The sequence below is a fragment of the Paraneptunicella aestuarii genome (assembly GCF_019900845.1).
Taxonomy (GTDB): Bacteria; Pseudomonadota; Gammaproteobacteria; order Enterobacterales; family Alteromonadaceae; genus Paraneptunicella; species Paraneptunicella aestuarii.
On the sequence record NZ_CP074570.1, the window covers coordinates 798,390 to 811,295 of the forward strand.

At 43.6% G+C, this 12,906-nt stretch carries 12 protein-coding genes; 6 read left to right on the forward strand and 6 right to left on the reverse strand.

Going from position 1 to position 12,906, the window contains the following annotated elements:
• The first annotated feature begins 1,691 nt into the window (after positions 1–1,691).
• A complete protein-coding gene (locus KIH87_RS03395) occupies positions 1,692–3,626 on the forward strand; it encodes an N-acetylmuramoyl-L-alanine amidase (protein ID WP_232360130.1) in 1,935 nt (644 codons plus the stop codon).
• A gap of 49 nt (positions 3,627–3,675) precedes the next feature.
• Here KIH87_RS03395 and KIH87_RS03400 read toward each other — a convergent pair whose 3' ends face one another.
• From KIH87_RS03400 to KIH87_RS19465, 3 genes are all read right to left on the reverse strand, one after another.
• Positions 3,676–4,668, reverse strand: coding sequence for an adenosine deaminase (locus tag KIH87_RS03400; RefSeq protein WP_232361423.1), 993 nt, complete (start codon positions 4,666–4,668; stop codon positions 3,676–3,678).
• Between the two features lie 83 nt (positions 4,669–4,751).
• Positions 4,752–5,033 (reverse strand): EamA/DMT transporter family protein, encoded by a 282-nt coding sequence (locus KIH87_RS19460; RefSeq protein ID WP_332460726.1) that lies wholly within the window; start codon positions 5,031–5,033, stop codon positions 4,752–4,754.
• A 36-nt stretch (positions 5,034–5,069) separates the two neighbouring features.
• On the reverse strand, positions 5,070–5,597 hold the full coding sequence (locus KIH87_RS19465; protein WP_332460727.1) for an EamA family transporter: 528 nt from the start codon (positions 5,595–5,597) through the stop codon (positions 5,070–5,072).
• A 155-nt stretch (positions 5,598–5,752) separates the two neighbouring features.
• Between KIH87_RS19465 and KIH87_RS03410 the strand changes: the two genes are divergently transcribed.
• Positions 5,753–6,250 carry a hypothetical protein gene (locus KIH87_RS03410; protein WP_232360131.1) on the forward strand — a complete coding sequence of 166 codons (498 nt, stop codon included), beginning with the start codon at positions 5,753–5,755 and terminating at the stop codon, positions 6,248–6,250.
• 177 nt (positions 6,251–6,427) lie between these two features.
• Positions 6,428–6,736 carry a hypothetical protein gene (locus KIH87_RS03415; protein ID WP_232360132.1) on the forward strand — a complete coding sequence of 103 codons (309 nt, stop codon included), beginning with the start codon at positions 6,428–6,430 and terminating at the stop codon, positions 6,734–6,736.
• Here the strand turns inward: KIH87_RS03415 and KIH87_RS03420 are convergent.
• From KIH87_RS03420 to suhB, 3 genes are all read right to left on the reverse strand, one after another.
• Positions 6,733–8,487: a GGDEF domain-containing response regulator gene (locus KIH87_RS03420; protein WP_232360133.1), complete on the reverse strand. Its 1,755-nt coding sequence runs from the start codon at positions 8,485–8,487 to the stop codon at positions 6,733–6,735. The genes KIH87_RS03415 and KIH87_RS03420 overlap by 4 nt on opposite strands.
• An 8-nt stretch (positions 8,488–8,495) precedes the next feature.
• On the reverse strand, positions 8,496–9,245 hold the full coding sequence (locus KIH87_RS03425) for a sensor histidine kinase (RefSeq protein ID WP_232360134.1): 750 nt from the start codon (positions 9,243–9,245) through the stop codon (positions 8,496–8,498).
• Positions 9,246–9,831: 586 nt separating this feature from the next.
• Entirely contained in the window at positions 9,832–10,605 is a 774-nt protein-coding gene (gene suhB / locus KIH87_RS03430; RefSeq protein WP_232360135.1) for an inositol-1-monophosphatase, read from the reverse strand.
• Between the two features lie 426 nt (positions 10,606–11,031).
• On the opposite strand from suhB, the gene KIH87_RS03435 reads away from it, so the two are divergent.
• The 3 genes from KIH87_RS03435 to trmJ all read left to right on the forward strand — a co-directional run bounded on the left by KIH87_RS03435 (position 11,032) and on the right by trmJ (position 12,893).
• Positions 11,032–11,367 (forward strand): DUF6694 family lipoprotein, encoded by a 336-nt coding sequence (locus KIH87_RS03435; RefSeq protein WP_232360136.1) that lies wholly within the window; start codon positions 11,032–11,034, stop codon positions 11,365–11,367.
• Between the two features lie 22 nt (positions 11,368–11,389).
• Positions 11,390–12,034, forward strand: a complete 645-nt coding sequence (locus tag KIH87_RS03440; protein ID WP_232360137.1) for a DUF7424 family protein — start codon at positions 11,390–11,392, stop codon at positions 12,032–12,034.
• Between the two features lie 130 nt (positions 12,035–12,164).
• Entirely contained in the window at positions 12,165–12,893 is a 729-nt protein-coding gene (gene trmJ, locus KIH87_RS03445) for a tRNA (cytosine(32)/uridine(32)-2'-O)-methyltransferase TrmJ (RefSeq protein WP_232360138.1), read from the forward strand.
• The last annotated feature ends 13 nt before the right edge of the window (positions 12,894–12,906 follow it).

Below are 12,906 nucleotides of genomic sequence, written 5' to 3' on the forward strand. Positions count from 1 at the left end.
CCATTATTTTTACCAATAAAAAAGTGGTGGGTGAGAGCCGCCCGGAAATTGCGAGAGCGCGCAGCAATTTCAGGCTCGAACGCGAGGCATGGATGCCGAGCTGGAAGCCCTCACCATGGAAGGGTTCAACAACCGAAAACACGTTCTTTAATAAATGATGGTAGTAAAGCCCTTCTGTAGCCCTTTAAAATCAAGGCCTCCAGAAGCCCGCTGTTGCAGAGCTCTTAGGGCAGAGTGCCCGTGACAAAATTGCCGGGAGCAATTTTGAATAGCCGAAGGCTAGCCCCGAAGGGGTGAGCGCAGGGAAAGCGCGAATAAACGTGGTTGAATGTGATGGTGACTTTCAGACAAACACCTGTTGAATCTGGTGCGTTGCTGATAAGTGCGATGAACAGGGCAGAGTGCCCGTGAAACAAAGGTTCCGCTACCCGACTCGACATTTTACTAAGGTTGCAGAGCTCTTAGGGGTGAGGCTCCGGTCTGCGAAGCAGATTTGGCGTAATAGGTAATTACGCCAAAAGGAACGAACGACGCGACAGGACGTCGCGGCTGGAACCCAGCACCATGGATGGGTTAAACAACCGTAAACTCGATGGTGATTAGTGGACAGGGTTTAGTGCCCGTGAAACGTAATACGAATATAGTATTACGAGTACAGCACCTGTTGCAGAGCTCTTAGGGGTGAGGCTCCGGTCTGCGTCAGCAGATTTGGCGTAATAGGTAATTACGCCAAAAGGAACGAACGACGCGACAGGAAGTCGCGGCTGGAACCCAGCACCATGGATGGGTTAAGCAACCGCAAACTCGGTGGTGATTAGTGGACAGGGTTTAGTGCCCGTGAAACAGGCAGGCCTCTTGGTATTTGGCTAAAGCAAGTTGTTGCAGAGCTCTTAGGGCAGAGTGCCCGTGAAACTCCTTTTTTCTTAAGGGAAGAAATAACATCTTTTGTTGCAGAGCTCTTAGTGCAGAGTGCCCGTGAAACAAAGGTTCCGCTACCCGACTCGACATTTTACTAAGGTTGCAGAGCTCTTAGGGCAGAGAGCCCGTGACAAAATTGCCGGGAGCGTTTTTATGTCGCACATCCATGTGCTCCACTTACTTCGCAAGCCAGCTATCGCTGTTCTGATTTGTTCCAACAAATCTTGGTGAATAGCCGAAGGCTAGCCCCGATGGGGGTGAGGCTCCGGTCTGCGTAAGCAGATTTGGCGTAATAGGTAATTACGCCAAAAGGAACGAACGACGCGACAGGAAGTCGCGGCTGGAACCAAGCACCACGGATGGGTTAAGCAACCGTAAACTTGTTGTCGCTTCAATGAAAGTTGTATCCAGGGAAAGCGCGAATAAACATGGTTGGAGTTAGCAAGGTTGTAACAGGCACAACTGTTGTTGATTCTCTGGATTCCGGCTCGGAGGCCGGAATGACGACGGACTGATAGGGCAGAGTGCCCGTGAAACTGCATCAGATGAATGATGCTGCGTCGATCGCCGCTGGTTGCAGAGCTCTTAGGGCAGAGTGCCCGTGCAATCAGCGATATATAGCTTTGAACGCTTTTCTATAAAAATAAATTCAATGCAAATTCGGGTAAGTTTGTTAACCTGTTTGCAGGTGATGTTTGTCTGCTTGTAATAGAGCCCCATGCTTTAAATCGATAAATATCAATCTTTGAAAAATCACACTGGAAAAGAAAATAATGTCTAAGAATATAGCGTTGAAAGCTTTATCTCTTGCGGTATGCGTTGGCCTTTCGTCGAATGCATTCGCAGAGGGAAATACTCTTGTGTTGGAAGATCTGGCTAAAGAAAAGCTAGCGCAGCAGTCTCAGGTTGATCAGCAAGCTCAGATTATTCAGGAGACAAATGCCAAATTAGAGAAGCAAAGAGCGCAGTTTCAAAAATTGTTTGCCAAGGCATATACCACCTATAGCAATATTCCTGAGGGTATGTTGGAGAGTTTGGCGTTTGTTGCCACTCGTTGGGAGCATCGTATGCCCGACGGTGAAGAAAACCATTTAGGTATGCCTCAAACTTATGGCTTATTTGGTTTGTATGATAGTGAAGCGAATGGCTTTACGAATACTTTGGGCATGATCGCCAATGCTTATGGCGTAGATCAACAAGCCATGATCGATGATCTTGAAACTTACGTTATGGCAACCGCTGCCTTTATTGAGCGTGAAGTGGTTGATAATGCGCTTCAGGGTAAATCTATCGAATCTTATCGTCCGGTATTGGCCAAGTTGTCGGGTATTCCTACCGATAACAGCATCAATCAGTACGCTACTAACAGCTTTGTTTTTGACGCCTTCAATGTGTTGGAGCGCGGCTATGATGACCATGGCATTAATATCAAGAATCGCCCTGTTCAGTGGCAAAAAGCCTTTACCAAAGACGAGTTGAAACTGTTGCGAGCAAAAGGCTTGTTTATCAACGCGGATACGGGTGAAATCTCTCTTAAAGGTGAAGATGTTGAGCCTAAGGCTTCTGCCACAAAGAAAGACAGTGAGCAAGGCGAGAGCTTAAAAGCGGATGATGGAAGTGAAAGCAACTACACCATTAGCAGCACTGATTACCCGCCTGCTTTGTGGGTAACGTCGCCTAACTACAGTGCGCGTAACGACACCATTTCTCACGTTGCGATTCATACCATGCAAGGGTCTTATTCAGGCTCGATTAGCTGGTTCCAGAATCCAAGTTCCAGTGCCTCTGCTCACTATATGGTGCGTAGCTCTGATGGCCAGGTAACGCAAATGGTGCGTGAAAGCAATAAGGCGTGGCACGCCCGTACTGCTAACCCTTACACCATTGGTATCGAGCATGAAGGTTATGTGAGTAACCCTGCCTGGTATACCGATGCTATGTATAACTCATCAGCGGATATCACTTCTCACATCTGTAGTAAGTACAGTGTGAATTGTGGCAATGCTTATTCCGGTTCGGCGCACTCTGGTGTTGTGACCTTGTCGCAAACCTATACGGTAAAAGGCCACCAGCATTATCCTGACCAAACCCATACCGACCCGGGCATTAACTGGAATTGGTCAAAATATGCCAATTTGGTGAATGGTGGTTCTGGTGGCGGTACGCCTAGCACGACGATTCTGGATAGCTTTGAATCATCGGAAGGGCATTTCAATCTTGCTCCTGCCTATTCTGGAAGCACTGTAGGTATTTCGACATCGTCAACGGCGGTAAGAACCACGTCTATTGCTAAAAATGGCACCGGTTCTGAGCAAATTTTATTGGTTGATGATGCTGCAAGCAGTGCTAACTGGTCTGTGAGATTCTTGTCTGGTAGCGGTAGTCCTTCGAACAATACCAGCATGACGGTTGCGAACGGAAGAGTTGGCTTCTGGGTTTATTCTGGTGGTACTGGCTTGACGGCGGCTGTGGCTGTGGATGATGGTTCTGGCACTGAAAGATCTATCTCTCGTACTATTCCGGCTTCAACATGGACATTCCTTCAATGGAACCTGGATGATGCTTCTCAATGGAATGCCTGGTACGGTTCAGCCAATGGGCAGTTGGATTCCAGCACGGTTACGCTAGATGCTATCTGGTTCTATCGTGCGCAAACCAGCTATAACGTGTACGTGTATATTGATGATGTTCAACATAGTGTGAACTAATTAGTTGTGATCTTGAGACTCCTGCCCGAAAGAGCAGGAGTCTTTGTTTTTACATCTGCTCTATTTGTTGGATCCACTTATCTTTAGATGCCTGATCCAGAAAACTGCCTTTAAAACTGTTAATGCAGAGTTGTTTTAACTCTTGCTCCGACATACCCAAATGTTCGTTCATTGAGCGGAAATTGTCATTTATGTAGCCGCCAAAATAACTTGGGTCATCTGAGTTCACCGTGACCAATAACCCTCTGCCTAACAACTCAAGAATGTTGTGATCACGCATGTGATCAAATACACAAAGCTTAATATTGGATAGCGGACACACAGTTAAAGGGATGTGCTTTTGTATCAGTTCCTGCATGAGTTTTTCGTCTTCGATACAGCGTACACCGTGGTCGATGCGTTGTACGTCGAGGCTGTTGAGTGCACCCCAAATATATTCAGGCGGGCCTTCTTCACCTGCATGTGCAACACGCAATAACCCCAGCTCTTTGGCTTTGGCGAAGGCTTTGGTGAAGTTTTCTGGTGGATTGCCGACTTCTGAGCTGTCGAGGCCAACCGCTGTGATCATATCCAGATAAGGCGTTGCGGCTTCGAGTGTTTCCAGTGCGCTTTGTTCTGGCAAATGGCGTAAGAAACACATAATGAGCCTGTGGGTAATGCCCCATTTCTGCTTGGCTTTATCAAGCGCCCGCTTAAAACCTGGCATAAATACGTCGAAGCCAATTCCTCTGTCGGTATGGGTTTGCGGGTCGAACATAATTTCGGCGTGGACGATATTGTCTTCCTTGCAGTGGCAAAGGTATTGCCACATTAACTGGTAAAAATCGTCTTCGTCGCGCAGTACGGAAGCGCCCAGATAATACAAATCCAGAAAGCTTTGCAGGTTTTCAAAGTTATAGGCCTGTTCGACTTCTTCGATGCTGTTATAGGGGAGTGAAACACTGTGTTTGTGTGCCAGTTGCATCATGAGTTCAGGTTCCAGCGAACCTTCAATATGCAAATGTAATTCGGCTTTGGGAATTTGGTCGATAAGTTCATCCATCATAATAGCGCGCCTGCCTTATGGGTTTAAATGAGTATAGCTAACTGCCATTAATCTACATCAATAAAACAGGTGCGGGTAGTTTATTTCTTTTTACTACTCACCATGAGGGCAAGAACAATAAATATTCCACCAATACCCAGGCGAACCCAATCGGCACTGCCATTCCAAATGAGCACGTTAACCAATATGCCTGCCGGGATGAGCATGTTGTTCATTACCGCTAGTTGCTGCGCAGATACCTGTGTGGAACCGTAACTCCAGCCCAAATATCCCAAGCCAGAAGCGACCACACCTAACCAGAGCAATACGCCGTATTGTACTTCGTTGGAAGGGATTTTGTTCCAGTCAGCCCAACTGAACATGGCAATACTGGTAATGATTAACGCGCCTAAAAAGAACTAGGCAAATCGGGTTTTGTGCGGCACGTTTGTGCTTTGACTGTGATGCCGATACCAGACTTGCCCAAAGGCAAAACAGGCATTGGCTGCCTGAATGAGCAGAAAGCCTTGCCAATAGTCGCCACTTAACTCTGTCCAGCGAATGACGGCTGCTCCGGCAACGGCTAACACCGCTGGCAGCCAAAGGCTTTTGGCAATGGATGAGAGTAAACGTTTGGCAAACAGGTCGGCGAACAAGCTGACATAAAGCGGCGTAAATATGGTGAAAAGTAACAGTTCAGGCACGCTCAGATATTGATAAGACTTATAAAGAAACAGGTACATGATGCCAATTTCAATAGCTCCAATGGTCATCAGCGTGAGCGCTTGTTTCCAGTCTACTTTACGCAAGAAGGGCAAGAATATGATTAAGGCCAGTGCCATTCTGGAAGTCACGGCGATATAGGCATCAACCTGACCTGCCAAGTACACGCCAATCAGGGAAAAGGAAAACGCCCATAACGCAGTGATTAACCACAACAATGCCATTAATTCGCCTCAATCATTTTGTTTGCATGTTTTGCTGGCGCAATATTGCAGTGAGTCGCCATCCCTTGCAAGTTGTTGAAGCTGCGATTTTTCTTTGGCACTGAACTTGCTCTTTTTTGTCATCTTTCATAACGATAATGAGCAGGAATAATCGCATGATTGTAACTCAATCGGACTACATGTCTTGGCAGCAAATGTATGGACAGGCTGCTGCTGGAAAATCTGGTACTTCAACTGATACGAAAACAGACGCAATTGGTGGGCAAGCTCTTGCCACAAGCGCAGAACAAAGCGGCAACGATGTTGTCGATATTCAGTCGGAGAAAGATTTCCTGCAAGTCGCTTTTGAGAAAACCCTGAATCATCGTTTAGGTATTGATCAGGAAAAAATGGAAGAGATCAAAGAGGAAATTGAGAAAACCGAGCAAGCTATTGAAGCGCTAAATAAAACCAAGCCACTAAGTGAAACACAAAAGAAGGAACTTAACCTGTTGGAAGAGCGTTTAGAAAAATTGCAGCAAGCTTTGGAAGAGTTGGTGAAACAGGCGGCGGAACGCTCTAATGGCTCAGAAAATAAAAATTCTCAGGCAAACCTGAATTCTCAATCAAATAAACAGCTTGCTCAATATCAGTCGGTGTTTGCACTTTTGTAGCATTAATGAGCAAGGTATTGGATCGCATACCATGAATCTGAACCGTATAAACACAGAGAAATTTCGAGGCTAAAATAGCACTCTAGGTCCAGTCTGAATAAGTGCGAGTGGAACAATAATCATATTGTTCACAGGAGGATTTCGCTACGCTTGTTCGTTAATACAGTGGTTAATAAAATGCGCTCCGTTAAGTTACTCTCTTGTGCTGTTTTATCTGTGTTTTTGTTAAATGCTTGTGGCGATAAGAATACGTGGCAAGAAAAAGTCTGTATCAATGCTATTAAAAAAGTCGCTCGTTATGGTTATGAAATCCATTCCTTATATAGCCAACCTAATAAGCTGATTTCCGGACGTACCGATGTAATGGGGATCGCGACTATCGACGACGGGTTTGGTGCTGGAAAAAGAGAATCATTCCGTTGTTCAGTGGATGATGATATTCATGAAACTCCCAAAGAAGAAGATGTGAGAGTTTGGATTTACTAATCCTGGCAAGTCTCTTTGGGCTGTGTTAATGAGTCTAAAGGCTCTGGACGAGCAAAGTAAAAACCCTGGAATAAGTCACAGCCGAGTTGTTGCATAACATGGTATTCGGGTTCTGACTCTATTCCTTCAGCGGAAACTTTCATATTGAGCCTGTGTGCCATTTCGATTATGCCTGCAATGAGTGCTTGATGAGGTGTGTTTTGGTCGATATCACGTATCAGGATGCGATCGATTTTGAGGTAGTCGATAGGCAAGTTGATAATGTTGGTCAGAGACGAATACCCGGTTCCGAAATCATCAAGTGCAATAGCAATTCCATGTTGTTTCAGCATTAAAATATGATTGAGACAACGATCTGCATTTTTAACCAGTTCTCTTTCTGTTAATTCTATACACAGGTTGGTTTTAGGGATGTTTAGTTTGTTCAGGCTTCGCAGGAGAAAGTTGTAAAAGTCGGGGCTACTCAATTGTGCTGCGCTGATGTTGATTTTAATCGTGACGTTGCTATTTGCCAGATTGCTCATAAGCTGTGCCGACTTTTCCAATGCCAGCATAGTTAAGGAGTCTGCCATTGGGCCATTTTCCAAAACCGGTATGAACTCTGATGGTGGAATATTGCCGAGCAAATGAGAGTTCCATCTGAGTAAGGCTTCGTAAATTAAATTGTGTTCATTGTAGGGGTCTATCACTTTTTGAAAGTGAACATCAAACTCGTTGTTCTGTACGGCAGCATATAATTCATTTTGAATTTGTAAGGTGCGGGAAAATTGCAGACGCATTTTTTTCGTATAAAAACAAACTGGCACATTGCGCTTTTCTTTCGCTTCGTACATGGCATAGTCGGCCTGTTTTACCAATATTTCCGGTGTCGGCCCTTCTGGATAGAAAGCCACGCCAATGGATGGTTGGCAGGTTAGAGCTTGTTGCTCAGTAATAAATTCCTGTTCAAAACTTTTTAGTATTCGATTCACCAAGCTAAATACTTCGGAGCGGTAATCCAGTAAGTCGGTTAGCACAACAAATTCGTCGCCGCCGAGGCGAGCAACAAAATCACTGCTTCTGACCATGTCATTGAGCCTTTGCGCGACCTGTTTTAGTAGTTCGTCGCCCACTTCATGCCCCAATGTGTCATTAATGGTTTTGAAGCCGTTCAGGTCAAGGTAGAGCAATGCTACCGCTTTGCCGCTGAGCATGGCGTTATGGAGGTTTCGGTGCAGGACTGATTCAAAGTAGGAGCGATTGGGTAATTGCGTGAGGAAGTCGTGCTTGGCAATTTTTTCCAGTTGTTCATATCTGCTATGCGATTCTTCCAGTGCTTTTTTCAGTAGGTGCTCAGAGTTTTTTCGTTCAATAGAGTAACGAATGCTGCGAGCCAGTATGTCGGAATTGATTTGATCTTTGGTGAGGTAGTCCTGAGCTCCCATTTTCAATGCTTCAAGGGCGGTTTTGAGATCATCTATTCCGGTTAGTACCACGATGGGCAGTTCGGGAAAACGGGCATTAATTACCGACACGTTTTCCAGCCCGGAACTGTCTGGCAGGTTCAAGTCCAGTAAGATGATGTCATAGTTACCTTTATCCAGTTCCTTCAATGCATCAGAAAAATACTTTACGTTTTTAAAATTACTCGTACTCAGAGACGATTGAATTATCAATTGGTTGATAATTTCAATGTCGGAGTAATTATCCTCAAGCAATAAGATGTTCTTGGGATCGTAGTAACAACACACATCAAGGTAACGTTGAACCATGTCGCCACCTAATTTACCGGTTGTAGAAATTCAAAACTGGCGCTAAAGCCTTTGTTTACATCTGAGTGTAGTTTTAGCTTGGCTTTATGTTGCATTGCCACTAAAGCGCAATAGCTCAATCCCATTCCCAAACCCGGATAATCCCTTTCGTCAACACCTCGGGTAAATGGACGCGTTAGTAAGGGGAGCTGCTTGGCGTGAACACCAATGCCGTTATCACTGGTTGTTAACACGTATCCGCTGGTAATGGCGTTGCAATCAATCGTAATGCGTGGGGTATGGGATTTCTTTTGAGGCTGGTATTTAAGCGCATTGTCGAGCAGGCTGCTGATCAGAATTGACATCTGATTTTTTCTGGCACTAATGGTTTTGGGTAAATCCTTAATCGTAATATCCGGAATATTGTGATTACTACGAGCTCCCGATTCGTGTTTCAGTATTTGTTGATGAACGATTGTGTCGACCAGATCTGAAAAGTTGAATTCTGTTACAGGCTCTGATTCGTGTTGCAGGCGTAAGTAATGGACAAGAGCTTTAATCATGCTATCCATTTTTTCACTGTTTTCCTGGATCAGGTTAAACCAGATCTGTTCATCTTCAGAAATGTTGTTTCCGTGGTGTTTCTTTATGAGTTCTGCGAAACATCGAACGGCTCGTAAGCATGCGCCAAAATCATGAGATAAACCATGTGCAATCTCTTGCAGAAGCCCTTGCGAATTGACTTCATGTGAACCTGAAAATTGTATGTTATTCAACACTCGACTCTCCTGAACTGATAACACTGTTAATGCCTGAGCTTGTTATTATTTTTTAGCGATAAATTTTATTTAAGCCTCATTGGGTTTTTAATAGGATTATGTTTTGCTCTTTCTCCTTGTTGGAGAATGCTGGTACTTAAAATCAATTAACTGATGCCTGCTAACCATCTGGCACATTAATGATTGGAATGAGTGATTTATTTGATCTGGATGGGTGTGGGATGCTTCTGAACGTAGCTTTGCCACACCTGCTTTGAACAGGTTTGATGTTGAATATGTGGTCGCTATATTTGTCCAAATACTCATATTCATCCCTAATGACCGTTACTCTCCGATCTGATGTGCAATGACATGGAATTGACACCATATCGTCTGAAAATAAGACAATAAAATTGAGTATAGATGGTTATTCTTGAAGCGCTAATGGGAGTTAATAAATAGTTATGGCTATTTATCTATATTCTGGAAAAGCTAAATAACCCCATATATGGGGTTAAATAAAATCAGCCTGTAAAGGCATGTGATGATTTGAGAAAATTGCCTCTTTCGGTGAACAAAAGAGGCAATAGACACTATAAATGGTGGGTTACTTAAGGATTTTTACCAGCGACTGAACAATTTTAGGGTTGCCAGCAACGGCTTCTTCTTTCTTCAGATGGTCGTGCCCGCCTGCGAAATCAGTGACCAAACCACCCGCTTCTTTCACTAATAGTTCACCAGCGGCGATGTCCCAAGGCTTAATGCCTTTTTCCCAGTAACCATCCAGGCGACCTGCTGCCACATAGGCCATATCCAGAGCGGCAGAACCTGAGCAGCGTATATCGCCGCATTTTTCATAAACCTTGCCAAAGCGCTCAATAGCTTCTACAGAGTTTTCTTTCTTCTTATATGGAAAGCCTGAGCCCAGAAGCGTGCCGGTTAGTTCTTTGCTTTGATTCACTCTCAAACGGTAATTATTCATTTGAGCACCTTTTCCTTTTGATGCAGTGAACAATTCGCTACGAATAGGATCGAATACGACGGCTTGATCCAGTTTGCCTTTGTAGAATAACGCGATAGAAACACAAAAGTGTGGTACGCCCATAACAAAATTGGTTGTACCGTCGATAGGGTCAATGACCCATTTGAAGTCTTCAGAGCCTTCGGTGATACCACTTTCTTCACCCACAAAACTATGTTCCGGGTAAGATTGCTTGATTTTGTTGATAATGATTTGTTCTGCTTCTCTATCAATTTTGGTTACATAGTCATTATCGCCTTTTTTCTCTGCTTTAATGTCTACGTCGGACTCAAAACTGCGAGCAATAAAATCTCCTGCAGATCGCGCAGCGCGGATCGCAATATTCAACATAGGATGCATGTTCGTACCACCAAATTGTAAAAAGAACTGTTAGGCCGACTCGCCATTATGGTTATCCATATATGTATGGCTGTCGGGTTGTAGGGCTGTTATAGAGCCAAAAAGTATCCGCAAAAACGGGTAAAAATAAGCATAGCCCAAAAGCGGCGCGCACTCTAACAGAAATTGAAGGGAAAATAAACTGGAAAAGCAATTGTTGAGTGTTGTGGTAGTTGTTAAAAAGGATATGGGGATTTTGAAGGTGTTCCTTCGTTTGTTTGGGGAGTTATAAAAAATAAACCAATATAAAAATTTATAAAAAATAACAATGAATTAATCATTTTTTATGGAATAATCTGCCTCGCGAGCATGCTCGTTTTTATAAAGGCTTAGGATTTACTTTGATTAACGCTATGACTATTAGCAAGGATATATTGGGAAAATGTTATGAAAATTTTATTCAGACTATTAATTTTAGTTTCAACTATCAGCTTCTTGACTGCATGTGGCGAAGCCACTTTCGATTCATCTTCTGATGCTGCCAAAAAAGATTCTATTCAGGCAATGATGGAACCCCTTTCTTCAGATGACAAACAAAAGTTAGAAGAAGTTATTAAAGGCATTTACATGATAAATGTGCTTAGAAATATTGGGAATGATATTTCAAAAGAAGAAATGATTGCTCAGGTTGATGAAAAGTTGAATGGCAAGACTGCTAAGGAAATCTTGGAGCTCGGAGAAAATATTAAGGAGGAAATGAAGAAAGGAATGAATAACAATTAAATTTTTTTAAAGGAATAAAAAAATGCATTATTTTAAATTTCTTCTGTGTTTTGGACTTTTATTCCTTACAGGATGCAAAGGCTCTATCGAAACTAGGGTTAATATTTCAGATTTACTTTCCACTAAAACCAAAGATATTGTTGGAGACCTTTATGTTGAGGTTCCAAGCTGCACATCCTATAAGGATTCCCGCCAGGAATCGGATTCTTTACAAAAAGCAAAGACCCAGATATCTAACATCTTTACAGGGGCTCAGTTCAATGAATGTTTTACGAAACAATTCAAATCTTATGCTCACTTTCATATTCCCATGGTTTTAGAAAGAGACAACGATGGAAAACTTGCTTCAGAAACGAAATTAAATATTCAGTCTTCTGAAGACAATTTGTTGGCTGTTGGTTTCCCCTCTTCCATTGCAGAAAAGTTGAAACGTCTTGAAGAGAGTTCTCTTCGCACTCAGTCGCTTGACATCGAAGTTAATATTGAAGTTGTTAACGATACTGGGAAAAGTCATTCGTTTAGGGTGATATCTGCATATATCGATGGTGACCCATATGTATATGAGAGTTTGTCAGCTCCAGCAGATTCATCGTTTTTAGTGACCCTTTCTAATGTGTCAGTTGATAACGCAAAACAGAACGGCTCAACCTTCGTTTTGCTTCATTAACAATATTTCATTTCTGGCGTCTTGGGTAACTCTGAGACGCCTTATTGCATTTCGGTTGAAAATCACATTTATCAATATGCTATGATGCGCCCCTTAAAAAATTAAGAGCTATCGGGTATTCATTTCAGCTATGTTAGATAAGGTTAAGATTGTACTGGTAAACACTTCCCATACCGGCAATATCGGTTCTGCTGCACGCGCCATGAAGACCATGGGGTTGTCTGAGTTAGTATTGGTTAATCCTGTTTCACCCATTGATGGTAAAGCCAGTGCCTTGGCGGCGGGGGCGGGTGATGTGTTGGCTCATGCGCAAACCTTTGACAATCTGCAAGATGCCATTAGTGATTGCGGTTTGGTAATTGGAACCAGTGCTCGTTCTCGTACCTTGTCCTGGCCGATGCTGGATTCAAGAGAATGTGGCAAGAAGATTGTTTCTGAATCTGAGCAATACAAAACCGCGCTGGTGTTTGGTCGAGAGAACAGCGGCTTATCCAATGAAGAATTACAGCTATGTCACTTTCATGTGTGCATTGACGCTAACCCTGAATACAGTTCTTTAAATTTGGCGGCGGCGGTGCAAACTCTCTGCTATGAAGTTCGCATGGCGTTTCTGGAAAAAGACAAGATCCCGTCACAGCAAAGTGAGTACCCACTGTCGGAAGAACTTGAAGGCTTTTATGTGCATTTGGAAAAAACCTTGCAGCGTACCCAGTTCATTATTCCTAATCATCCTGGCATTGTGATGACCAAGCTGCGGCGCTTGTTTAATCGTGCTCGTCCTGAATCGCAAGAGTTGAATATCTTGCGCGGTATTTTGAGCTCGGTAAATAAGGTGGCTGACGAGGCTGGAAGAGAATAGCGTCGGCAACATT

Bases quoted from the DNA above. Each gene is read 5' to 3' on its own strand.
- trmJ (WP_232360138.1), top strand. From the start codon at position 12,165: ATGTTAGATAAGGTTAAGATTGTACTGGTAAACACTTCCCATACCGGC.
- KIH87_RS03410 (WP_232360131.1), top strand. From the start codon at position 5,753: ATGATTGTAACTCAATCGGACTACATGTCTTGGCAGCAAATGTATGGA.
- KIH87_RS19460 (WP_332460726.1), bottom strand. From the start codon at position 5,033: ATGTTCAGTTGGGCTGACTGGAACAAAATCCCTTCCAACGAAGTACAA.
- suhB (WP_232360135.1), bottom strand. From the start codon at position 10,605: ATGCATCCTATGTTGAATATTGCGATCCGCGCTGCGCGATCTGCAGGA.
- KIH87_RS03395 (WP_232360130.1), top strand. From the start codon at position 1,692: ATGTCTAAGAATATAGCGTTGAAAGCTTTATCTCTTGCGGTATGCGTT.
- KIH87_RS03435 (WP_232360136.1), top strand. From the start codon at position 11,032: ATGAAAATTTTATTCAGACTATTAATTTTAGTTTCAACTATCAGCTTC.
- KIH87_RS03420 (WP_232360133.1), bottom strand. From the start codon at position 8,487: ATGGTTCAACGTTACCTTGATGTGTGTTGTTACTACGATCCCAAGAAC.
- KIH87_RS03415 (WP_232360132.1), top strand. From the start codon at position 6,428: ATGCGCTCCGTTAAGTTACTCTCTTGTGCTGTTTTATCTGTGTTTTTG.
- KIH87_RS03400 (WP_232361423.1), bottom strand. From the start codon at position 4,668: ATGGATGAACTTATCGACCAAATTCCCAAAGCCGAATTACATTTGCAT.
- KIH87_RS03440 (WP_232360137.1), top strand. From the start codon at position 11,390: ATGCATTATTTTAAATTTCTTCTGTGTTTTGGACTTTTATTCCTTACA.
- KIH87_RS19465 (WP_332460727.1), bottom strand. From the start codon at position 5,597: ATGGCATTGTTGTGGTTAATCACTGCGTTATGGGCGTTTTCCTTTTCC.